The sequence below is a fragment of the Pantoea sp. X-Soil-OKNW-713 genome (assembly GCF_059730685.1).
Genome location: NZ_AP035995.1, coordinates 1,635,219 through 1,658,549 on the forward strand (window position 1 = coordinate 1,635,219; position 23,331 = coordinate 1,658,549).

The 23,331-nt window shown below is 55.2% G+C and carries 23 protein-coding genes; 15 read left to right on the forward strand and 8 right to left on the reverse strand.

Annotation, left to right across the window (positions count from 1 at the left end; translation table 11 throughout):
- Positions 1 to 68: 68 nt before the first annotated feature.
- The 4 genes from pyrC to mdtH all read right to left on the reverse strand — a co-directional run bounded on the left by pyrC (position 69) and on the right by mdtH (position 3,908).
- Positions 69 to 1,115, reverse strand: a complete 1,047-nt coding sequence (pyrC, locus tag AC6I8R_RS07515) for a dihydroorotase (RefSeq protein WP_021186033.1) — start codon at positions 1,113 to 1,115, stop codon at positions 69 to 71.
- 179 nt (positions 1,116 to 1,294) lie between these two features.
- Complete coding sequence (locus AC6I8R_RS07520) at positions 1,295 to 1,858, reverse strand: lipoprotein (protein WP_415175130.1); 564 nt, start codon at positions 1,856 to 1,858, stop codon at positions 1,295 to 1,297.
- 110 nt (positions 1,859 to 1,968) lie between these two features.
- Entirely contained in the window at positions 1,969 to 2,616 is a 648-nt protein-coding gene (grxB, locus tag AC6I8R_RS07525; protein ID WP_415175131.1) for a glutaredoxin 2, read from the reverse strand.
- A gap of 89 nt (positions 2,617 to 2,705) precedes the next feature.
- On the reverse strand, positions 2,706 to 3,908 hold the full coding sequence (gene mdtH / locus AC6I8R_RS07530; protein WP_021186030.1) for a multidrug efflux MFS transporter MdtH: 1,203 nt from the start codon (positions 3,906 to 3,908) through the stop codon (positions 2,706 to 2,708).
- A 247-nt stretch (positions 3,909 to 4,155) separates the two neighbouring features.
- Here mdtH and rimJ point away from each other — a divergent pair, with 247 nt between their 5' ends.
- From rimJ to murJ, 4 genes are all read left to right on the forward strand, one after another.
- On the forward strand, positions 4,156 to 4,746 hold the full coding sequence (gene rimJ, locus AC6I8R_RS07535) for a ribosomal protein S5-alanine N-acetyltransferase (protein ID WP_013508634.1): 591 nt from the start codon (positions 4,156 to 4,158) through the stop codon (positions 4,744 to 4,746).
- Positions 4,747 to 4,763: 17 nt separating this feature from the next.
- A complete protein-coding gene (locus AC6I8R_RS07540) occupies positions 4,764 to 5,402 on the forward strand; it encodes a DUF480 domain-containing protein (RefSeq protein ID WP_497832076.1) in 639 nt (212 codons plus the stop codon).
- Between the two features lies 1 nt (position 5,403).
- The gene (locus AC6I8R_RS07545; RefSeq protein ID WP_021186027.1) at positions 5,404 to 6,324 is read left to right on the forward strand and encodes a Gfo/Idh/MocA family protein; all 921 of its coding nucleotides are present in this window, start codon (positions 5,404 to 5,406) and stop codon (positions 6,322 to 6,324) included.
- Positions 6,325 to 6,445: 121 nt separating this feature from the next.
- On the forward strand, positions 6,446 to 7,984 hold the full coding sequence (gene murJ / locus AC6I8R_RS07550) for a murein biosynthesis integral membrane protein MurJ (RefSeq protein WP_021186026.1): 1,539 nt from the start codon (positions 6,446 to 6,448) through the stop codon (positions 7,982 to 7,984).
- Between the two features lie 120 nt (positions 7,985 to 8,104).
- Here the strand turns inward: murJ and flgN are convergent, their stop codons facing one another.
- The 3 genes from flgN to flgA all read right to left on the reverse strand — a co-directional run bounded on the left by flgN (position 8,105) and on the right by flgA (position 9,612).
- The gene (gene flgN / locus AC6I8R_RS07555; protein WP_021186025.1) at positions 8,105 to 8,536 is read right to left on the reverse strand and encodes a flagellar export chaperone FlgN; all 432 of its coding nucleotides are present in this window, start codon (positions 8,534 to 8,536) and stop codon (positions 8,105 to 8,107) included.
- Between the two features lie 5 nt (positions 8,537 to 8,541).
- Positions 8,542 to 8,847, reverse strand: coding sequence for a flagellar biosynthesis anti-sigma factor FlgM (flgM, locus tag AC6I8R_RS07560; RefSeq protein WP_021186024.1), 306 nt, complete (start codon positions 8,845 to 8,847; stop codon positions 8,542 to 8,544).
- Between the two features lie 105 nt (positions 8,848 to 8,952).
- A complete protein-coding gene (flgA, locus tag AC6I8R_RS07565) occupies positions 8,953 to 9,612 on the reverse strand; it encodes a flagellar basal body P-ring formation chaperone FlgA (protein WP_021186023.1) in 660 nt (219 codons plus the stop codon).
- A 154-nt stretch (positions 9,613 to 9,766) separates the two neighbouring features.
- Between flgA and flgB the strand changes: the two genes are divergently transcribed.
- The 11 genes from flgB to flgL all read left to right on the forward strand — a co-directional run bounded on the left by flgB (position 9,767) and on the right by flgL (position 19,675).
- Positions 9,767 to 10,180, forward strand: coding sequence for a flagellar basal body rod protein FlgB (gene flgB, locus AC6I8R_RS07570; RefSeq protein WP_021186022.1), 414 nt, complete (start codon positions 9,767 to 9,769; stop codon positions 10,178 to 10,180).
- A 2-nt stretch (positions 10,181 to 10,182) separates the two neighbouring features.
- Positions 10,183 to 10,587, forward strand: a complete 405-nt coding sequence (gene flgC / locus AC6I8R_RS07575) for a flagellar basal body rod protein FlgC (RefSeq protein WP_013508642.1) — start codon at positions 10,183 to 10,185, stop codon at positions 10,585 to 10,587.
- Positions 10,588 to 10,599: 12 nt separating this feature from the next.
- The gene (gene flgD, locus AC6I8R_RS07580; RefSeq protein ID WP_021186021.1) at positions 10,600 to 11,274 is read left to right on the forward strand and encodes a flagellar hook assembly protein FlgD; all 675 of its coding nucleotides are present in this window, start codon (positions 10,600 to 10,602) and stop codon (positions 11,272 to 11,274) included.
- Between the two features lie 26 nt (positions 11,275 to 11,300).
- Positions 11,301 to 12,521 (forward strand): flagellar hook protein FlgE, encoded by a 1,221-nt coding sequence (flgE, locus tag AC6I8R_RS07585; protein ID WP_021186020.1) that lies wholly within the window; start codon positions 11,301 to 11,303, stop codon positions 12,519 to 12,521.
- A gap of 20 nt (positions 12,522 to 12,541) precedes the next feature.
- Positions 12,542 to 13,300: a flagellar basal body rod protein FlgF gene (locus tag AC6I8R_RS07590; RefSeq protein WP_021186019.1), complete on the forward strand. Its 759-nt coding sequence runs from the start codon at positions 12,542 to 12,544 to the stop codon at positions 13,298 to 13,300.
- A gap of 16 nt (positions 13,301 to 13,316) precedes the next feature.
- Positions 13,317 to 14,099: a flagellar basal-body rod protein FlgG gene (gene flgG, locus AC6I8R_RS07595; protein WP_013508646.1), complete on the forward strand. Its 783-nt coding sequence runs from the start codon at positions 13,317 to 13,319 to the stop codon at positions 14,097 to 14,099.
- Positions 14,100 to 14,161: 62 nt separating this feature from the next.
- On the forward strand, positions 14,162 to 14,872 hold the full coding sequence (locus AC6I8R_RS07600; protein ID WP_021186018.1) for a flagellar basal body L-ring protein FlgH: 711 nt from the start codon (positions 14,162 to 14,164) through the stop codon (positions 14,870 to 14,872).
- Positions 14,873 to 14,881: 9 nt separating this feature from the next.
- Positions 14,882 to 15,988, forward strand: coding sequence for a flagellar basal body P-ring protein FlgI (locus tag AC6I8R_RS07605; protein WP_497832077.1), 1,107 nt, complete (start codon positions 14,882 to 14,884; stop codon positions 15,986 to 15,988).
- Complete coding sequence (flgJ, locus tag AC6I8R_RS07610; RefSeq protein WP_021186016.1) at positions 15,988 to 16,929, forward strand: flagellar assembly peptidoglycan hydrolase FlgJ; 942 nt, start codon at positions 15,988 to 15,990, stop codon at positions 16,927 to 16,929. Before AC6I8R_RS07605 ends, flgJ begins: the two co-directional genes overlap by 1 nt.
- Positions 16,930 to 17,049: 120 nt before the next feature.
- Positions 17,050 to 18,693 carry a flagellar hook-associated protein FlgK gene (gene flgK, locus AC6I8R_RS07615; protein WP_208725240.1) on the forward strand — a complete coding sequence of 548 codons (1,644 nt, stop codon included), beginning with the start codon at positions 17,050 to 17,052 and terminating at the stop codon, positions 18,691 to 18,693.
- A 19-nt stretch (positions 18,694 to 18,712) separates the two neighbouring features.
- Positions 18,713 to 19,675 carry a flagellar hook-associated protein FlgL gene (gene flgL / locus AC6I8R_RS07620; RefSeq protein WP_021186014.1) on the forward strand — a complete coding sequence of 321 codons (963 nt, stop codon included), beginning with the start codon at positions 18,713 to 18,715 and terminating at the stop codon, positions 19,673 to 19,675.
- 217 nt (positions 19,676 to 19,892) lie between these two features.
- Here the strand turns inward: flgL and rne are convergent, their stop codons facing one another.
- Entirely contained in the window at positions 19,893 to 23,105 is a 3,213-nt protein-coding gene (gene rne, locus AC6I8R_RS07625; RefSeq protein ID WP_497832078.1) for a ribonuclease E, read from the reverse strand.
- Positions 23,106 to 23,331: the final 226 nt, after the last annotated feature.

The following is a 23,331-nucleotide window of genomic DNA, read 5'->3' on the forward strand; positions in this document are numbered from 1 at the left end:
AACGCCTCCGAGATAATATACTGGTTATTTGTACAGTATAATTATCCCGAAGGCAAGCGCGAAAAATATCAGTCAGTCACACGCCAGTTAAGTGTCTCACCGGCGAGGAAGGGCACCAGGGTATCGTCAGCGACCGCCACGCTCTGCTCAACCGTCCACGGCTCCCGCACCAGCGTCAGTGTCCCTTCATTCAATGGCAAGCCGTAGAAGTTTGGCCCGTTTTCGGAACAGAAGGCTTCAAAGTGCTGCAACGCACCCAGTTCTTCAAATACGGTAGCGTAGGCGGGTAAAGATGTCGGCGCGTTGAAGACCCCGGCACACCCGCAACTGGCTTCTTTCAGATGACGCAAATGCGGCGCAGTATCGGTGCCGAGGAACACACGACGGTTTCCGCTGGCTACCAGTTTGCGCAGTGCCTCCTGATGAATATTACGCTTCAGGATCGGCAGACAATACAGGTGGGGACGCACACCGCCAACCAGCATATGGTTACGGTTAAACATCAGATGCTGGGGAGTGATAGTCGCGCCCAGTAGTTCATTACCGGCAGCAAGATATTCAGCCGCTTCTTTGGTAGTGATGTGTTCCATCACGACTTTCAGGCCAGGGAATTGCTGACGCAGCGGCTCCAGCACGGTTTCGATAAAACGGGCTTCGCGGTCAAAAATATCGATGTGCGAATCGGTTACTTCACCGTGCACCAGCATCGGCATGCCGATTTGCTGCATCCGTTCCAGCACGCGAGCGATAGACGCGATATTGGTCACGCCGTGGCTGGAGTTAGTGGTGGCATGGGCCGGATAGAGTTTTGCGGCCGTAAACACCCCGGCACGAAAGCCTTGTTCAATCTCATCGGGATCCAGAGAATCGGTGAGGTAGCAGGTCATCAGCGGCGTAAAGTTATGCTCTGCTGGCAGTGCAGCGAGAATGCGATCGCGATACGCGATGGCAGCAGCAACGCTGGTCACCGGCGGAACCAGGTTTGGCATGACAATCGCACGACCATTCACCGCACTGGTGTAAGGCAAAACTGCCTGAAGCATTGCGCCATCGCGCAGATGGATATGCCAGTCGTCAGGGCGGCGAATCGTGATTTGCTGGGGTTGGGCTGTCATTCAAAAGGCTCCGGCTAGGTAGAAAACGAAAGGCACGTTTAGGCCGGGGAGTAATCATAAGGATGTGGGCAACCGTTTGCACGGGATTTTATTCATGTTGCGTAGCGGCGCGATTTATCGCGCGGGTTTTACCCCGTACAGTGCGAAAAATCGCGCCGCTACGTATCATTGCAAGGCAATTAGTCAGTGAACGGGATCACCAACTGACCGGGTTTCACTTCCAGGCCTTTGGCGAATTTCTTCGCCAGCGCTTCGCCTTTGCTACGATCTTCGCTCAACACATACGCGGGTTTTTCATCGAAGTGACGTTTCAGCGATTCATTGAGATAAGGCGTCAGCGTTTTCATGATCGACGCCATTTTTTCCGGTTGCACCTGGGCATCAACGATCTCCAGATCCTTCAGGTAGATTGCCCCCTGTTGCGCATTGAAGACCGGCTGTGCTTTCATTTTTAGCTGCATTTCAGCTTGCTGTGGGCCAAACAGGGAGCTGACATTAATGTTAGCTTTACCGGATAAGGTGATCTTACCGGGTTCTTCACGGCCAATCTGGCTGCTCAAATCAGTCAACACAATATGCGCATTCACCAGTCCGGAAACACCCACATCCTTCTCGAAGTTGTTGTGTTTTTGCAGTGCCTGATTAACTTCCTGCTCGCTGATTGTGTATTGGGTTAATTGGTTACAGCCGGCCAGCAGCACGGCAAAAAGCAGGGCCATCAGCCCGGGAAATGCCTTCTTCATACTTTCCTCATCCTGAACAATACGGCAAACGTGCCATAGCCTGCCTGAATCAGGGGCGGGTGTCACCAGGAGAGCGATGAGAAACGCGCGGGCGCTTCTCATCAAAACGGTCAGGCAGCAATAGATGACAGCAAATTCACCTGGGTTTGTTTCGCCATATTGTCGCGATAAGCCGCTACCCGGCTTGGCCATTCGATACCGGCAACCAGGGTCAGTGAACGTAACAACGGAAACAAATTGATATCATCTAGTGATAGCTCACCGTTTACCGCATTGGGTTTGACGATCAATTTATCCAGCTGACGCAAATCATCGTTGATGTTTTTGATTAATCCGGGGGAATGTTTACGCAGCTCGCCAAAATCGCCAATGCTGGCCTGCTTTTTCTCCCGGAAATAATGACGGGCTTCAGGGGTGGCGAACTCAGCAAAAGCAGCGTCAGCAATACGCGGCAGCAGAAGTTTATTCACGTAACCATTCACATGGCGCAACCAGTCGGTGATGGCGGGATTGGTTTTGCCATTCAACAAGGTTTCGCCATCCTGCTTATCCACCAGGCGGACAATATCCATACTCTCCGGCATCGCGCTGCCATCGGCTTTTTGTAGAATGGGTGCCATCTTTTGACCAATGAGCTTTTTGGGGGTGTTCTCGTCGTCATTGAGCATCACGACCAGTTCAATGGGCAGATTTTTCAGGCCAAAAATCATGCGCGCTTTGACGCAAAAAGGGCAGTGATCGTAGATGTAGAGTTTCATCCTGTTTCTCCTCGGTTCCCGGGGGTGACTGGCGTCACCCTTTTTACAGACGTGCGGGAAGTATGGGAGAGATTATGGGTGCGGGCAAATCAGCTGCTGTACAACGCCGGGGCCACCGAGCGCGGTTGAAACTGCCACCACAGCGCCAACAGCGTCATGCTGCCCACCGCGCTGAGCAACATCCACGGCAATTCCGGCAGTGAGAGTTGCTGCCCGACATCAAACATCCAGCCACCGCCGGAATAACCAATCAGACCACCGATTGCCAGGCCAAGACGGCTGAACCCCATATAGCTACCACGCGCGCGTGGGCTGGCAAGCGAGGCGCTGAGAGTTTCTCGCGCCGGTTCAGCAATGATCGAGCCGAGATAAAACACGGCGATCAGGAAAAACAGCGACGGCAGCGTCGTGGTCAGACCCACCGGCAACAGGCTGATGGTCATCAGGAATAATCCGGCCATCAGCCGTGTCTCCAGCCGGAAGCGTTTTTCACTCCAGCGTGCCAACGGATAGAGCAGACTCAGCGAAAGTAGCGCTTCAATGGCGTACATCCATTTCACCGCCGCGGGTGCCCCCGCAACCTGGTTAACCATCACCGGCAGCATCAGCATCACCTGCACGGCAAGAATGTAGTAACCGGTCAGCGTCAGGACATACAGGCGAAAACGTTTGTCCTGCCAGACGCGGTGCATACCTTCACGCATCGCGATACGTTCGGTGGAGATACGCCAGGCGGGCAACCAAATAGCGTTAAATAATGCCGCGCTGACAAAAACCGCCGCACCTACCCAACAAACCAGACGGAAGTCCCACGCCAGTAACCAACTGCCGATCAGCGCACCCAGTACCGCGCCCGCGCTGTCCTGCATCATCAACAGGGAGAAGAAGCGACCACGTTCGCGGGCGCGTACCAGCTTCACCACCATCGCGCTGCGGGGAGGATCGAACAGCGTGCCGCCAAGGCCCGATAACAGGCAGGCCAGCCACAGCACCCAGGGTTCGTGCGCCAGCGCCATACAGGCAAAACCCGCAGCGCGCATCAGCATACCCGAAACGATAAGGGGACGAGCGCCGAAGCGGTCAGCAATCGCACCGCCAAAAATACCGAAACCCTGCTGCACAAACTGACGCAGACCCAGCGCAATCCCGACCATCAGCGCGGCCCAGCCGAGTTGTTCGACAAAGTGAATGGAGATGAGAGGAAATACCACAAAAAAACCCAACACCACCAGCATGTTATCTACTAATAAAAATGTTTTACCAAGGCGTCGTGCCCGCGCAACCCGAGACATGCTAAATCCTGAGCAAGGAAGAGAGGAGAAAAGAGACCAGTTGGTCTATTTTCCGCCTGTGCAGGCAGGAAAAACAGGATTATCAGGATGATATTTTTTCATCGAACCGGTAAAGAAATTAATCCTGAACTGGGATGAATAACCCAGGGCGGGAAACGGGGTTTTACCGCAAGCAGGGTGACGGTTATAGTGAGATATAACGCCGATGGCGTACTTCCTTCTTAAGTCTTGGATTTCAGGAGTCAAGATGTTTGGCTATCGTTCTGCTGGGCCGCGCGTGCGCCTCACTACCGATCGTTTGGTGGTCCGTTTAGTTCATGAGCGTGATGCCTGGCGGTTGGCAGATTACTACGCGGAAAACCGTGTTTTTCTCAAGCCCTGGGAACCGGTACGTGATGAAAGTCATTGCTATCCGTCTGGCTGGCAGGCGCGTTTGGGATTGATTGCCGACATGCACAAACAAGGCTCGGCATTTTATTTTGTCTTAATGGATCAGGAAGAGCGTGAAGTGCGCGGCGTTGCCAACTTCAGCAACGTGCTAAGAGGCTCCTTTCACGCTTGCTACCTTGGCTATTCATTAGGAGAGAAATGGCAGGGGCAGGGACTGATGTTTGAAGCCCTGCAAAGCGCCATTCGATATATGCAGCGGCAGCAGCACATGCACCGTATTATGGCGAACTACATGCCGCATAATCAGCGCAGCGGCGATCTGCTGGCACGTCTGGGCTTTGAAAAAGAGGGTTATGCCAAAGATTACCTGTTAATTGATGGCCGCTGGCAGGATCATGTTCTGACAGCCTTAACCTGGCGCGAGTGGACCCCGGACCGCCGCGGATAAGAAAAGGGAACAATTCGATGAAAATGGCATTATCAGCGCAGGCATTGCGTGTGATTGGTTGTCTGCTGGAAAAACAGGTCACCACACCCGATCAATATCCGCTGTCGCTCAATGGGGTGGTCACCGCCTGCAATCAAAAATCTAACCGTGAACCGGTGATGAACCTGAGCGAGAGCGAGGTGCAATCCCAGTTGGATGAACTGGTCAAAAAGCACCTGGTCACGTCTAACAGCGGCTTTGGTCAGCGCGTCAGTAAATATGAACAACGTTTTTGCAACTCCGCGTTTGGTAATCTGCAACTGAGTAGTGCGGAAGTGGCGGTGTTGACGTTGCTGTTTTTACGTGGTGCCCAGACACCCGGCGAGCTGCGTACCCGCAGTGGTCGCCTGCATGAATTCAGCGATATGAACGAGGTTGAGCAGACGCTGAACGGCTTAATTTCCCGTGATGATGGCCCTATGGTGGTGCGTCTGGCGCGAGAACCGGGTAAGCGTGAAAGTCGTTATATGCATCTTTTCGGCGGTGATGTGGTAGATGTTCCGGCCACAACCACCGCTGAAGATAATGCAGATCTGGAGGAGCGGGTCGCCCAACTGGAAGAAACGGTAGCCCGGTTGCAGGCGCAACTGGAACAGTTGCTGCAACAGGAGCATTAAAATGACATTGCGTATTGGGATGGTCGGATTAGGTGGCATTGCACAGAAAGCCTGGTTGCCGGTGTTGTCGCAAGCGCAAGGCTGGCAACTGGCCGGTGCGTTCTCGCCTAATCAGGCCAAAGCGCAGCCGATTTGCGATAGCTACCGCATTCCCTGCTTTGGTCAGCTCGATGCGCTGGCGGCCGCCAGCGACGCGGTGTTTGTGCATAGCAGCACCGCTTCACATTACGAGGTGGTCAAAGCGTTGCTGCTGGCAGATAAAGATGTCTGCGTCGATAAACCCCTGGCGGAAACGCTACAGCAGGCTGAAGCGCTGGTGGCACTGGCGGAGAAACGCAAACGTAAACTGATGGTGGCATTCAACCGTCGTTTTGCGCCGCGTTATCAACAATTACAGGCTGAAATGGCGCGTGCCGCATCGCTACGTATCGAAAAGCACCGTGCCGACAGTGTCGGGCCGCAAGATTTGCGTTTTACGTTGTTAGACGACTATCTGCATGTGGTTGACACCGCGTTATGGCTGGCCGGTGGTAAACTCTCGCACCTCCACGGTCATATTGAAACCAACGAGCAGGGAGCGATGCTGTATGCGGAACACCATTTTTCCGCCGGTGCGCTGCAAATCACCACCAGCATGCACCGTCGTGCCGGAACGCAACGTGAAGTGGTGAGTGCCATTTGTGAGGGTGATTACATTCAGGTGGCAGAGATGCGTGACTGGCAACAGGAAAACCTGACAGGGTTACGCCTTGACGCACCACCCGCATGGCAGAGTCATCTGACACAGCGTGGTTTTACCGGTGCCGCTCACCATTTTATTCAGTGCGTACAAAATCAGACGATGCCTGTAACCAGTGGCGAACAAGCGCTGGCGGCGCAGCGTCTGGTGGAAAAGCTGTGGCGTGATGCCGAACAGGAATAATCCCTTGTAACACTCAATGCTGGTCATTTCCCGCCGTGGCAGTAGACTATCGCCGGGCATTTTCGAATGCCCGCGCTAAGTTGCTCATTTATCCGACTCTTTTCAGGATGCGCCGCTAATTATGAATTTGTTGAAATCGCTGGCAGCGGTCAGTTCGATGACCCTGTTTTCCCGCGTGCTGGGCTTTGCCCGCGATGCCATCGTGGCGCGAGTGTTTGGTGCCGGAATGGCCACCGACGCCTTCTTTGTCGCCTTTAAACTGCCTAACCTGCTGCGACGCATTTTCGCTGAAGGGGCCTTCTCTCAGGCATTTGTGCCGATTCTTGCCGAATACAAAAGCAAGCAGGGCGAAGAAGCGACACGGGTATTTGTGGCATATGTTTCCGGGTTATTAACTCTGGTGCTGGCGCTGGTGACGGTGTTGGGCATGATTGCCGCGCCCTGGGTGATTGTGGTGACTGCGCCGGGCTTTGCGGATACCGCCGATAAGTTTGCGCTCACCAGTTCGCTGCTGCGGGTGACTTTTCCGTATATCTTTTTGATTTCAATGGCGTCGCTGGCTGGGGCCATTCTGAATACCTGGAATCGATTTTCGGTTCCTGCCTTTGCCCCGACGTTGTTGAATATCAGCATGATTGGTTTTGCGCTGTTTGCCGCACCGCATTTCCATCCGCCAGTGATGGCGCTGGCCTGGGCCGTGGTGGTGGGGGGCGTGTTGCAGTTGTTCTATCAACTGCCGCATCTGAAGAAAATTGGCATGCTGGTACTGCCGCGTGTCAACCTGCGTGATGCGGGTGTCTGGCGCGTGATGCGTCAGATGGGGCCGGCGATTCTTGGCGTCTCCGTCAGCCAGATTTCTCTTATTATCAACACCATCTTTGCATCGTTCCTCGTCTCGGGTTCCGTCTCCTGGATGTACTATGCCGACCGCCTGATGGAGTTTCCTTCTGGCGTGTTGGGCGTGGCGCTGGGGACTATCCTGCTGCCTTCGCTGGCGAAAAGTTTTGCCAGCAATAACCATGATGAGTATTCACGGTTGATGGACTGGGGGTTACGCCTGTGTTTCCTGCTGGCACTGCCGAGTGCGGTGGCGCTGGGCATTCTTTCCGGTCCCCTGACTGTGGCCCTGTTCCAGTACGGGAAATTTACCGCCTTCGATGCGGCGATGACGCAACGTGCCTTGATTGCCTACTCGGTCGGGCTGATGGGGTTAATTGTGGTGAAAGTGTTGGCTCCGGGTTTCTATTCTCGTCAGGACATCAAAACGCCGGTGAAAATTGCCATTATCACCCTGATCATGACGCAGCTGATGAACCTGGCGTTTATCGGGCCACTGAAGCATGCCGGGTTGTCGCTGTCCATCGGTCTGGCGGCCTGCCTCAATGCGGCACTGCTTTACTGGCAGCTGCGAAAACAACAGATTTTTCAGCCACAACCGGGCTGGTTTAGCTTTTTGATCCGTCTGTTGATCGCCGTGGTGGCGATGGCGGCGGCGCTGCTGGGCCTGTTGTATGTCATGCCGTCATGGGAAGTGGGACATATGTGGTGGCGTTTACTGCGTCTGGCGGCGGTGTGTGCTGTCGGTGGCGGGGCGTATTTTGTGGTGCTCGGTCTGATGGGATTCCGCCCACGCGATTTTGCCCGCCGTACGCAGGCATAAAAGCGCTCTGACCTTGCGTAATAAATCGCGCCGCTACAAAAATCCGGGCGCGATTTAACGCACAAAAAAACCGCCTCGTTATCAGCGATGGCGGTTTTTTTACATCTGGAACGCGGACGGTTACCCTTTGCGGCTCAGTGTTGACTGACCTTTACCTAATCCGTCCGGACCATAAAATGCCTGCGTTTGATGGGGCTTCAACACCGCTAACGCATCATCGGTAAAACGGATCTGCTGCTGTAGCAGCAAACCATTATGCGTATTGGCGTCACGCAGTTGACGCGTATGTTTCTGGATAGACGTCCAGCGGCGTGACATATCGCTGTTGCCACGATAAGGCGCCTGCGTACCGGTGCTTTGCTCGGTAGTCCGGCGCATCTCGTCAAGATAATTCAGCGTCGAGAGCAGCGCGCTTTTATCTTCGGTGATGCGCTGCAACAGGTTGCCGTTAATCAGGCCGGAAGCAAGTTGCTGCTGTTCTTCATTCATCACTTCGCGGAGTGAAGAGAGCACTTCCTGCATCTTATCTAATGTGGTCAACAGATTGTTCATCGGGATTAATTACCCTCTAAATACGCCTTAGTATCAGCAATCAACGCGTCGGCGATCTTGCCGGTATCCATTTTCAGTTCGCCATTGCGAATGGCGGTTTTCAGTTGCTCAACGCGCGCAGTATTGATGTCGCTGCTGCCGGGTTGTGTCAGCTGCGCCTGGGCAGCGCTCAGTTTCACCTGCGCACCACTTTCGCTGGTGCTGGTCGTGGCTGCGGTGCTGCTCTGGCGCACTTTGCTGCCGTTGTCCGTATTTTCACGGGTCTGAACAGTGCTCGGCGGCTGAATAGGCTGGGTTCTGTCGATGCTCATGGTCTTGCTCCTGTAAGGTCAGTTGGGGATAAGCCAACTGAGTCAGCATAGGGTAATTTCTTTGTTGCTTTCACTATCGGCAGAAAAACAGGGTTCTTTAGCGCTTTATAGCGATATAAGAATATTCCCATCCTCGCCGACCCGGCCGCTGACGACCTGACCATTACCCATCCGTACTCTGACCATCTGCGCGGTGGTCGCATTATTTAATGCCTTGCCTTCGCTACTGGCATCAAACCCGTTACCGCTGGCCACCACAATCACATTTTGTCCTGCTTTTACCCGCCAGGGCAGACGCACCATAGTGGCAGTTACCGGCTGCCCGGGGGTGATATCGCGCATGGCGATGGCATCGGCCACGTTATCGGTGGAGAACAGGGTTCGCGCGGGCAGCGTATCCAGCCGCCCGGATTGTAAACGAAAATCGCTGGCCGTGACGTTGCTGCCACGCATTAACTGATGATTTGCCACCAGATAAACACCGGTGACCTGCACCTGAACCTGCAAATAACGGCGATTCTGCCCGCAATTGGTGGCGATGCTCATGTTGCCCCACTGGCGACTGTTGCCGGGCAACACAATTTGTGGCGCAGCGCAGTCTGGCCACTGCGCTTGTGGCGTTCGAATCACCACATTCATCCCTGCCGCGTGTTGCGGATCGCGCGCTTTAAAGTACTGCGTCAGCTGGGCCTGGAGATCGGCCGCCTGACCGGGCAGCGCCAAGGCCAGCAAAATTGGGGCCAGTAAGGTTGTAAATCTGCGCATAACACGCCTCCTGACTGAAGATGGCACTGAGTCTACTCCTCGCGCAAAAAAATCAATGTCAAAAATAGCCAATGTTTTTGGCGCTATTCAGACGATAGCCCTTGCTTTTCCCCAATTAAGCTGTCAGCTCGAAATTCTCATTCGCGGAGGAAGCATGCTCGACAAACTCGATGCCGCGCTGCGATTTGGTACAGAAGCCCTTAACTTGCGAGCGGAGCGTCAGGAGATCCTGGCATCCAACATTGCCAACGCCGATACCCCGGGTTACCAGGCTCGGGATATCGACTTTGCCAGCCAGCTCAGCAAGGTGATGGAAAACGGTCGCTCGGAGGGCAGCAGTCTGGCGCTCAAAGTGACGTCTGCCCGCCACATTGAAGCGCAGAGCGACGCTCAGCCGTCGATGGATCTGCTGTACCGCATTCCCGATCAGCCTGCCGCGGATGGCAACACCGTGGATATGGACCGGGAACGTACGCAGTTCGCCGACAACAGCCTGAAATATCAAACCGATCTCACCCTTATCAGTAGCCAAATCAAAGGCATGATGAGCGTTCTGCAGGGGCAATAACAATGGCATTGCTAAATATCTTTGATATCGCCGGGTCGGCTATGACGGCGCAGTCGCAGCGCCTCAACGTCAGCGCCAGTAACCTGGCTAACGCCGACAGCGTCACCGGGCCGGATGGTCAGCCCTACGTGGCGAAGCAAGTCGTGTTTCAGACCGATGCCGCGCCGGGTATGGCGACCGGTGGCGTCAAGGTGGCGGGGGTGGTGGACGATCCTTCCCCGGCGAAACTGGTGTATGACCCGGGCAATCCGATGGCTGACCAGAAAGGTTACGTCAAGATGCCCAATGTGGATGTGGTGGCAGAGACGGTGAACACCATGTCGGCCTCACGCAGTTACCAGGCCAACGTTGAGGTCCTGAACACCGTGAAATCAATGATGATGAAAACGCTGACTATGGGTCAGTAACGGAGAAACACGATGGGTATCGCGGTAGGCGTTAACGAAAACCTGGACCCCACGGTCCTCAGCTCCTCCAGCAGTAGCAGCACCGGTAACAGCGCAGAAGACTTACAAAACCAGTTTCTGACCATGCTGGTGACGCAGTTGCAGAACCAGGATCCGACTAACCCGATGGATAACAGCCAGCTCACCACGCAGTTGGCACAGATCAACACCCTGAGCGGCATTGAAAAACTCAATACCACGCTGGGATCGATCTCCGGGCAGATCAGCACCAGCCAGAATCTGCAAAGTACCACGCTGATTGGTCATGGCGTGATGGTGGATGGCAGCCAGATTCTGGTAGGCAGTGGCACCACCACGCCATTTGGTGTGGAGCTGACCACCGCGTCAACCGCCACCACCGCCACCATCAAAGATTCAACCGGTGCAACCGTGCGCACCATTGATCTCGGCGCATTGTCGTCAGGCGTTCATACCTTCTCGTGGGATGGCACCCTGACCGACGGCTCAACTGCCCCGGATGGCAAATATACCGTTTCGATTGCCGCCAGCAATGGCAGCACCCAACTGGTGGCTCAGCCGTTGAATTACGCCTACGTCAGTGGCGTCAGTACAACGGATGACACCTCGACACTGGACCTCGGCACCATGGGCACCGCGACCCTTGATGAAGTACGTCAGATTCTCTAATTAACCTGTAACCCGGAGAAATTAACATGTCTTTTTCCCAAGCGGTGAGCGGCCTGGGCGCTGCTTCAAGCAACCTCGACGTCATTGGTAACAACATCGCCAACTCCGCGACAGCGGGTTTTAAATCCAGCACCATCGCCTTCGCTGACCTGTTCGCCGGTTCAGACGTTGGTCTGGGGACTAAAGTTGCAGCGGTGATCCAGAACTTTAACGATGGCACCACCACCACCACCAGCCGTGGTCTGGACGTGGCGCTGAGCGGCAACGGTTTCTTCCGTATGACTGACAGCAGCGGCGCGGTGTACTACTCGCGTAACGGTCAGTTCACGCTGGACGAAAACCGTAACCTGGTCAACACGCAGGGCCTGTACGTAACCGGCTATCCGGCCAGCGGCTCCCCGGCGACCATTCAGACCGGCGCTAACCCGGTGGCGCTGAGCATTCCGACCACCCAGATGTCAGCAAAAGCGACCTCCACGGCAACGCAGGTGGCGAACCTTAACTCCACCAGTGATATCCCGACGGTCACCACCTTTGATGCATCGGACGTTGACAGCTACAACGCCAAAAGCACCATGACGGTGTACGACTCTCAGGGTAACGATCACACCCTCGACATGTACTACGTCAAAACCGGTGATAACGCCTGGACCGTCCATGCTATCGACTCCACCACCGGGACTTCTGCGGGTGATTTCGACCTGACATTTGACAGCAGCGGTAACCTGACCAGCGTGGGCGGCGTGACCGGTGCCACCACCGTAGCCCTGAGTATTGACGGGACCAACGGTGCAGCCGCAGGTCAGTCCATTACCCTGAGCATGCAGGGCAGTCTGCAACAGAACACCGGCACCACCACCTTCGGTAACCCGACTCAGGATGGTTATGCACCGGGCGATCTGACCACCTACACCATCAACGATGACGGCACCATCACCGGTACCTACTCCAACCAGCAAACGCAGCTGTTGGGTCAGATCGTGCTGGCGAGCTTCTCTAACCCGGAAGGGTTGCAGTCTGAAGGTGACAACGTGTGGAGCGCCACCAGTTCTTCTGGTCAGGCGGCGATCGGTACCGCAGGCACCGGCACCTTCGGTTCACTGACCGCAGGCGCGCTGGAAGCCTCCAACGTGGATTTGAGTCAGGAACTGGTCAACATGATCGTCGCGCAGCGCAACTATCAGGCGAACGCGCAGACTATCAAAACCCAGGACCAGATCCTCAACACCCTGGTCAACTTACGCTAATTCACTAACGGGATTGCATTATGGATCACGCGATATATACCGCGATGGGAGCCGCCAGCCAGACGCTGGAGCAGCAGTCCGTCACGGCCAGCAACCTCGCCAACGCCTCCACGCCGGGTTTCCGTGCTCAGCTGGAAGCGTACCGCGCGGTGCCGGTCAATGGCTGGTCGCTGCCGACGCGTACCCTGGTGACGGCCTCTACGCCGGGTGCCGATATGAGTGCAGGGGCGATGGACAACACCGGTCGCGCACTCGACGTGGCGGTGGGGCAGGACGGCTGGCTGGCGGTACGTACCGCCGACGGCAGCGAGGCTTACACCCGCAACGGTAACATTCAAATCAGCTCCACCGGCATCCTGACAATCCAGGGCAATCCCGTGATGGGCGATGGCGGGCCGATTGCCGTGCCGCAAGGCGCTGAACTGACTATTGCAACGGATGGCTCCATCACCTCTCGTAACCCGGGTGATGCACCCAATGCCACGGTGCAGATTGGTCGTCTGAAGCTGGTCACGGCGACCGGCCAGGAACTGCAACGCAGTGACGACGGGATGTTCCGTCCTACCGCACAAACCCAGGCTACACGCGGTGCGACGCTGGCGCAGGACGCCAACGTGCAGGTGTCGCCGGGGGTGCTGGAGGGCAGTAACGTTAAGCCCGTAGAAACCATGGTCGATATGATCGCCAACGCCCGACGTTTTGAGATGCAGATGAAAGTGATCTCGAACGTCGATGAAAACGAACAAAAAGCCAATCAGTTGCTCAACATGAGCAGCTAAGGCTGAGGACAAAACAATGATTCGTTCCTTATGGATTGCGAAAACCGGCCTTGATGCCCAACAAACCAATATGGACGTCATCGCCAACAACCTGGCGAACGTCAGCACCAACGGTTTTAAGCGTTCGCGTGCGGTTTTTGAAGACCTGATGTACCAGACCGTGCGCCAGCCGGGCACGCAGTCATCCGAGCAAACCACCTTACCGTCTGGTATGCAGATTGGTACCGGTGTGCGTCCGGTGACCACTGAACGTCTGCATACTCAGGGCAACCTGTCGCAAACCAGTAACTCAAAAGACCTGGCGATTAACGGTCAGGGTTACTTTGAAGTGCAGATGCCGGATGGCACGTCCGCCTATACCCGCGATGGTTCATTCCAGGTGGATCAGAATGGTCAGCTGGTGACCAACTCAGGTTATACCGTGCAGCCAGGTATCACCATTCCTGCCAACGCCACCAGCATCACCGTTTCGCGTGATGGCATCGTGAGTGTGACGCAGCAGGGCCAGACCAACCCGACCCAGGTGGGCCAGTTAACCCTCAGTACTTTTATGAACGACGCCGGTCTCGATAGCCTGGGTGAAAACCTCTATCAGGAAACCCAGGCATCGGGTGCGGCGACCCAGAGCACGCCTGGCCAGAACGGTGCCGGTTTGTTGTATCAGGGTTATGTGGAAACCTCGAACGTCAACGTGGCGGAAGAACTGGTTTCCATGATCCAGACGCAGCGCGCTTATGAGATCAACAGTAAAGCGGTCAGCACGTCCGATCAGATGTTAGCGAAGTTAACCCAGTTATAAATCTGGTGTCGTTGGGCCAGCCTGGCTGGCCTGATTAAGAACATGAAAAAGGTCAGAACTCCGTGGCGAAGCAAGTGATTCTCAAGCCTGGTCATTGGTTAGTAGCGTTATCACTACTGACATTAAACGGTTGTGCGCTGGTTCCACGCACGCCACTGGTACAAGGCTCGACAACGGCTGAGCCAACGCCTTCTGCGCCACCGGTGGTGAATGGTTCCATTTTTCAGGGCGTTGCGCCGCTGAACTACGGCTATCAGCCGCTGTTTGAGGATCGTCGACCACGCAATATCGGCGACACCCTGACCATTACCTTGCAGGAAAACGTCAGCGCCAGCAAAAGTTCGTCTGCCAATGCCAGTCGTGATGGCAGTGGAAGTTTTGGGCTGACTACCGTACCTACCGCGTTGAATGGTCTGGTCGGCGCGAGTGGGGAGAAGGTCGGTCTTGATGGCGAAGGCAAAAACGACTTCACCGGCAAAGGCGGTGCGACGGCAAATAATACCTTTACCGGCACCATCACCGTCACCGTGAATCAGGTGCTGTCCAACGGCAACCTGCGCGTAGTGGGTGAAAAACAGATCGAGATTAATCAGGGAACCGAATTTATTCGTTTCTCCGGTGTGGTTAACCCCCGCACCATCAGCGCCAGTAACGCGGTGCTGTCAACCGCAGTGGCCGACGCACGTATTGAGTATGTCGGCAATGGTTATATCAATGAGGCGCAGACGATGGGTTGGTTCCAGCGTTTCTTCCTGAACGTTTCGCCGATGTAAGAGGTTACGATGAAAATGAACACTCTGCTGCGTTTGAGCCTGAGCTTCCTGCTCGGATTCAGCCTTATCGCTCATGCTGACCGCATCCGCGATCTGACCACGGTACAGGGCGTGCGCGATAACCAGTTGATCGGTTATGGCCTGGTGGTGGGGCTGGACGGCACCGGTGACCAGACCACGCAAACGCCGTTTACCACACAAACCGTCAGCAACATGCTGTCGCAGCTGGGGATCACCGTACCGACCGGCACCAACATGCAGCTGAAAAACGTGGCGGCGGTGATGGTCACCGCCTCACTGCCGGCCTTTGCGCGTCAGGGACAAACCATTGATGTGGTGGTGTCGTCACTGGGTAACGCCAAAAGCCTGCGTGGCGGTACGCTGCTGATGACGCCGATGAAAGGCGTGGATAACCAGGTCTATGCGCTGGCGCAGGGTAACATCCTGGTCGGTGGTGCCGGTGCCGCTGCGGGTGGCAGCAGCGTCCAGGTAAACCAGTTGAACGGTGGTCGCATTACCGGTGGGGCCACGGTGGAACGTGAGCTGCAAAGCAACTTTGGTAGCCAGAGTACCATCAACCTGCAACTGAACAATGAAGATTTCACTATGGCGCAGCGTATTGCGGATGCCATCAATCGTGGTGGCTATGGTTATGCCCAGCCGCTGGATGCGCGTACCGTGCAAATTCGTGTGTCGCCGAATAACACTTCGCAGGTGCGCCTGCTGTCGGATATCCAGAATCTGGATGTTTCCGTACCGCTGGAAGACGCCAAAGTGATCATCAACTCACGTACCGGTTCGGTGGTAATGAACCGCGAAGTGACGCTGAGTACCTGTGCGGTCGCGCAGGGCAACCTGTCGGTCACCGTCAATCAGCAGCAGAACGTCAATCAGCCGAATACGCCGTTCGCAGGTGGTCAAACCGTGACGACCAATCAGACGCAGATCGATATGCGCCAGAGTGGTGGGGCGCTGCAACACGTCAACGCCAGCGCCAACCTCAATAATGTGGTGCGTGCGCTGAATGCGCTGGGTGCAACACCGATTGACCTGATGTCAATTCTGCAATCAATGCAGAGTGCGGGCTGTCTGCGCGCCAAACTGGAAATTATCTGATGAGTGATACGCAATCGCTGATGAATGCGGCTTATGACAGCCGCTCGCTCAATGACCTGAAACGCGAAGCCAGTCAGGACCCGAAAGGTAAAGCCTTACAGGTGGCGAAGCAGGTTGAAGGCATGTTCGTGCAGATGATGCTGAAAAGTATGCGTGAGGCGTTGCCAAAAGATGGCCTGTTGAGCAACGACCAGACGCGGCTTTTTACCTCAATGTACGACCAGCAGATTGCGCAGGAGATGGGCAAACGCGGACTTGGCCTGGCAGAAACCATCGTCAAACAGATGCAACCCGCACAGGAACCGGATGAGCGTGCGGGTACCGTACCGATGAAGCTGGATAACAGCTTCATTTACAGCAGCATGGCGCCGATGCAGCTGGAACAAATGGTACGCAAAGCAATGCCGCGACTGCCGGTATCACCCGGCAGTTTATCCGGCGACAGCAGCGACTTTATTGCTCAACTGGCGCAGCCTGCCAAAGTGGCGAGTGACGAGAGCGGTATTCCACACCATCTGATTCTGGCGCAGGCGGCGCTGGAGTCCGGCTGGGGTCAGCGTCAGATTCTGACGCGTGACGGTAAACCGAGCTACAACGTGTTCGGTATCAAGGCCAGCGGTGACTGGAAAGGTGAAACCACCGATATCATGACCACCGAATATGAACACGGCGAAGCGAAAAAAGTACGCGCAACCTTCCGTGTTTACGGCTCCTATCTGGAGGCGCTGACGGACTACGTCAAACTGCTGTCGAACAACCCACGTTATGCCGCCGTCGCCAACGCGCAGACGGCGGAGCAGGGGGCACAAGCGTTGCAGGCTGCCGGTTATGCGACTGACCCGAGATATGCTCAGAAATTGGTGGGAATGATCCAGCAATTCAAAAACATGGGCGAAAAAGTTGTGAAAGCGTACAGCCACGATTTGACCGATTTGTTCTGATTTTTTGCCTCAAGTTTCACTTAAGCACGCCGATAACCTTCATACAACCCGGGCGTTTCATCGCCCCGGTAACCGCACTGATGACAGCCAGCCCGGTGAACGGGAAATTAAGGAACCGAGATGTCCAGTATAATCAACTCAGCGATGAGCGGGCTGAGCGCCGCACAGGCCGCATTAAGTACCACCAGTAACAACATCAGTAACTATACCGTGGCGGGTTATACACGCCAGACGACGATCCTGGGGCAGGCGAACAGCACCCTGTCTGGTGGCAGCTATTACGGTAACGGTGTGAATGTGACGACTGTGCAGCGTGAATATGATGAATTCATCACTGCGCAGTTACGCAGTGCCAGTGCAACCTATAATGCGCAAAATACCCAATATTCTCAGATCTCAAATATTGACGATCTGTTATCGACCTCGACTACCAGCCTGTCAACGTCGATTCAGGACTTCTTCACTAACGTACAAAACGTGGTCAGTAACGCCGACGATCCGTCAGCGCGTCAGTCAATGCTGAGTAATGCTCAGGGATTGGTCAACCAGTTCCAGACGACAGCACAATATCTGACCAATATGCAGACCAGCGTCAACACCGATATCACCTCCAGCGTTGACCAGATCAATACCTACACCAGCCAGATTGCCAACCTCAACACCCAGATTGCCAAACTGACTACCGGTGATGGCACTGCGCCGAATGACCTGCTGGATCAGCGCGACCAACTGGTGAGCAGCCTGAATGATATCGTCGGTGTCACGGTGTCGCAGCAGGATGGCAGCTATATCGTTTCAATGGGCAGCACCACGCTGGTCAATGGCAGCAAAACCACTTCGCTGGTGGCGATGCCTTCCAGCAGCGACCCTTCACGTATCACCGTCGGTTATGTTGATAAGCAGGCGGGTAACGTAGAAATTGCTGAGAAAACCCTGACAACCGGTTCATTGGGTGGTCTGCTGGCGTTCCGTACCCAGGATCTGGATACCGCTCAGAACCAGCTCGGCCAGCTTGCCGCTGCCTTTGCTACCAGCTTCAATACCATCCATAAAGAAGGGTATGACAGCAACGGTGATCAGGGCACTGATTTCTTTAACATCGGCAGCCCGGAAGTCCTGAGCAACACCAAGAATACCTCCAGTGCCTCACTGTCAGCGGAATGGACCGACACCAGCGCGCTGAAAGCCTCGAACTACACCGTCAGCTACGACGGCACCAACTGGTCGGTGACTCGTCAGTCGGACAACGTTAGCGTGACGGCGACGCAGGGAACCGATGCCGATGGTAACACCACGCTGAGCTTTGATGGTCTTCAGTTAACCGTGAGTGGTACGCCGGCGGCGAAAGACAGCTTCCTGGTAAAACCGGTGCAGAACGTGATTGGTGATATGTCAGTGGCGATCACCGATGAGTCACAGATTGCGGCGGCAGGTGCGGTAGATGGTGCCAGCGATAATACCAATGCGCAAAAACTGCTGGATTTGCAGGACAGCAAACTGGTGAACGGTAACGCCACCCTGGCCGAGGCGTATGCCAGCATCGTCAGTACGGTGGGTAACAAAACCAGCACGCTGGAAACCACCAGTACCACTCAGGAAAGTGTGGTGAGTCAGTTAAGTGATCGCCAGCAGTCAATTTCGGGCGTCAACCTCGATGAAGAGTACGCCAACCTGACTAAATATCAGCAATATTACACGGCTAACGCGCAGGTGCTGCAAACCGCCAGCACCATTTTCAACGCGTTGATCGATAGCCTCGGCTAAGCAGAGAGGATAAAAAACCATGCGTCTTAGTACCAATATGATTTTTAACCAGCAGGTGCGCGGTATCACGGATTCGCAAGCTTCCTGGCTCAAAGTCGGTGAACAGCTTTCCAGCGGTCGCCGCGTGACTAACCCCTCTGATGACCCGATTGCGGCTTCGCGCGCTGTGGTGTTGTCGCAGACTCAGGCCAAAAGCGCTCAGTACGCCACCGCGCGTAGCTTTGCCAACCAGAGTCTGTCAATGGAAGAAAATACGCTCTCCAGCGTCACCAGCAGCATTCAGGATGCGCAGACCCTGATTGTTCAGGGTTCAACCGGTACGTTGAGTGATGATGACCGTGCCTCGATCGCCACGTCACTGGAAGGTATCCGCTCGCAATTGCTGGGTCTGGCTAACAGTAAAGACGGTAACGGTAACTATATTTTCGCCGGCTATCAAACCGATACCGAGCCATTCACTGATGATGGCACTGGCGTGACCTATGTCGGCGGTAGCGATCCGATTACGCAAAAAGTGGATGACAGCCGCACCATGTCGGTTGGCGATACCGGTACTTCGGTGTTTATGTCGATTACCAGCAACGCCAAAGCAGAACCGGACGGTAGCGCCAGTGAAACTAACCTGTTCAATATGCTCGACAGTGCGATTGCCGCGTTGAAAGTGCCACAGGACAACGCTGACGATGCCACCAAACAAACGTTCCAGGATGCGATGGATAAGACCAACCGTGGTTTGAGCAACTCACTGAACAACGTGCTAAGCGTGCGTTCTGCGGTGGGCTCAAAGATGTCTGAGCTGGACACGCTGGATGCGCAGGGTGATGACCGCGATACCATTATGGCGTCACAAATGAGTGACCTGGTGGATGTGGATTACACCTCGGCTATCTCCAGCTACACCATGCAGCAGACGGCGTTGCAAGCCTCCTACACGGTCTTTACCCAGATGTCGAAGATGTCACTGTTCCAATTGAATTCGTAACTGACCTGAAGATTTGAGCGTACTTAAACCGGGTGCGCTTGCTTTTTCCCACTGCCTTCACAGGCCGTGGGATTTTTTTTGTCCGCAGCGGCGCGATTTAGCGCGCAATTTCGTGCGCGATGCGTGAAAAATCCGCGCGATAAATCGCGCCGCTACGGATAGATACAAATAAAAAACCCCGGACTGGCCGGGGTTTGCTGTATGACGTAGCGCTAACTTAGACGCTTTCTGGCTTGGTTGCCGGTGCAGTCGCCTGCTGTGTGGCGCTATGACCGCCAGCCGATCCACGGCCGGCAAAGGCAAACGGTGGACGTACCCAATCGCTATGGCGAGCCGGTTCAGGTTCCCATGCCGGTGCCGGTGCTTTGGTCATCGGTGCCGAAGCATAATGCTTCCAGCGGGTTTCTGCGTTGTTGGTCACGGTAGCGTGAGCGGCGACTGGCGCATCTGGTTCCGCAACTGGCGCTGGCTGCGCTTCTGCGACAACCGGCGTGGACAGTACCTCTTCCACTGGCGCAGTCACTTCCGGTGCCACCTGAGCAGGTGCTTCGATGGCAGCGGTTACGGCTTCGTTGACCTCAGCAGCAACATCAACCACCGGTTCGGCCTGCGCGGCGGTTACTGCGGCAACCGCTTCATCCGCCGCTGAAATCACGGTCGGTTCTTCATTGACCGGTGATTCAATCGGACGGGTGTCATCGGTGTTCACTACCGGAACGTCGGTGTGTGCCTGCGGTTCCACTACTTCGACGACTGGCTCAGCAACCACTTCTTGCGCTGGCTCAACGCTGGCAGGCAGAGCAACGGCAGCGGCCGTCTCTTCGCGGCTGTAATCCGGCGTCTCGTTCAGTGCATCCTGTGTGACCAGTCCTTCATTGGTTTGTGCAACCGGATAACGTACCCAAACTTTGCCAGAGGCCATTTCCGGTGAAGCCGAAGCCGCAGCCAGAGGCATTGCAGATTGGGTCGGATAGCGCTCATCACGGTAACGGCGACGACGCTGACCGCTGACACGCAGGTGGCGCGGTGAACGACGTGAACGGCGCGGCATATTGGCGCTGTCACGGTTATCAACGTCATCCTGATCATCATTGACCGCTTCCGGTTCTTCATTAGCGACTGCACGCGGGGCAGTTTCAACCGGAGCGATAACGTTCTCGGTTGTCGCTTCGCTTTCATCACCAAAACGCACTTTCTGGCTCAGCTGGCGTTGTTTACGACGCGGCATGACCTGAACACGTTCTTCTTCCTGCGCTGCTTCATCAACGATTTCAGCCTGCACCACCGGCTCAGCGGCTTTCTGTTCCTGCTGCTGGGCGCGTTTCTCTTCCTGACGACGACGCTGGCGCTCCGCACGTTGTTCGCGACGCTGTTGTTGCTGCTCTTCGCGTTGCTGGCGTGCTTCTTCGCTTTGTGCCGGGCTGCGTTCTTCACGCGGCTCGTTCTGGCGTTTATTGCGGCGGTTTTCGGTGGTTTCACGCGCTTCGCGTGGCTCACGCGGCTCGCGTGCTTCACGTACCGGCGCGTTTTCAGCGTTACGCGGAGTGCGTTCACGACGATTATTGCGGCGGTTGTTGCGACGATCGCCACGCTGTTGACCGTTTTCATCAGCGTTTGCTTTGCTTTCCTGTTTCTCGCTGGCTTCCGGCGTAGTCGCCGGTGCATCACCAACAAACAGTTTTTTCAATCCACCCAGCAGACGTGCCATAAAGCCGGTTGACGCAGCCGGTGCTGCGACGGTGTCGGTTGTCCTGGCCTTCTTCGGCTCAGCTTTCACCGCAGGCTTGCTCTCTTCTGCCACTTCAACTGGTGCAGGCGGTGCATCCGGCATCACAAAGGCGGCGAGGGCAGGTTGCTCAGGACGACGACGTTCTGACTGCTCTTCTTCGGAAGGCAGTGCCATTTCCGCTTCATGCAGTTTCGGCAGGTGGTAGCTCAGCGTTTGCGTTTCTTCGCCTTTGCGCACGCGCAACACGGAGTAATGCGGCGTTTCCATCTGATCGTTCGGTACGATGATGGCGCGCACGCCACCCTGACGCTTCTCAATGGCGCTGACCGCATCACGTTTCTCGTTCAGCAGGTAGGAAGCGACCGGAACCGGCACAATGGCGTGGACTTCTTTGGTGTTGTCCTTCAGCGCTTCTTCTTCAATCAGACGCAGAATAGACAGCGACAGCGATTCGTTATCACGGATGGTGCCGGTGCCGCTACAGCGTGGGCAGACGTGATGACTGGACTCGCCCAGCGATGGGCTGAGACGCTGACGTGACATCTCCAGCAGACCAAAGCGTGAAATATGGCTGATTTGAATACGTGCACGATCCTGACGTACCGCTTCACGCAGACGGTTTTCCACGGCACGCTGGTGGCGTACCGGCGTCATATCGATGAAGTCGATAACAATCAGACCACCGAGGTCACGCAGACGCAGCTGACGCGCGATTTCGTCTGCCGCTTCGAGGTTGGTATTGAACGCCGTCTCTTCGATATCACCACCGCGCGTCGCGCGTGCTGAGTTGATATCAATCGCAGTCAGTGCTTCGGTGCTGTCAATGACGATAGAGCCGCCAGATGGCAGACGCACTTCACGCTGGAAAGCAGATTCAATCTGCGATTCGATTTGGTAGTGGCTGAACAGCGGGATTTCACCGGTGTACAACTTGATTTTGCTGCTGAAGTCCGGACGACCGAGCGCAGCGATATGCTGACGCGCCAGTTCGAGGACTTTCGGGTTATCGATGAGGATTTCACCGATATCCTGACGCAGATAGTCGCGGAAGGCGCGCACGATCACATTACTTTCCTGATGGATCAGGAAAGGTGCCGGGCGGCTTTCTGCGGCTTTTTTGATCGCTTCCCAGTGTTTCAGACGGAAGCTAAGGTCCCACTGTAACGACTCGGCGGATTTGCCAACGCCAGCGGTGCGCACAATCAGGCCCATGCCTTCCGGCAGTTCCAGCGCTGACAGGGCTTCTTTCAGTTCGGTACGATCATCGCCTTCAATACGGCGCGAAATGCCACCCGCACGCGGGTTGTTCGGCATCAGCACCAGATAGCTACCGGCCAGTGAAATAAAGGTGGTCAGTGCTGCTCCTTTATTACCACGCTCCTCTTTATCAATTTGAACGATGACTTCCTGACCTTCACGCAGAACATCTTTAATATTGGGACGTCCGTGCGCGTTGTAACTGGCGGGGAAATATTCGCGGGAAATTTCTTTCAGAGGGAGAAAACCGTGACGCTCAGCACCGTAATCAACAAACGCAGCTTCCAGGCTGGGTTCAATACGGGTGATTTTACCTTTATAGATGTTGGCTTTTTTCTGTTCGTGTCCGGGGCTTTCGATATCCAGATCGTACAGACGTTGTCCATCAACCAGGGCAACGCGCAACTCCTCCTGCTGAGTTGCGTTAATTAACATTCTTTTCATCGTGACTTACTCGTTATTCTCTCATGAGTGACAAAGCTGCGGGCATCGTTACCCTGGACGAGAATCAACCGATGGCCCCGTGTCTTTAATGCACAGACGTCAACCTCACGGTTGTCGGCGGCTAAAGGGGCGCAAATCTTGTCGGTGGCCTGTTTTTCATAAGGAAATCCAGCGCCTGAAGGTGGAAGTGCTACAGAGTATTCAAAAATCCACACATCCCAGTCTG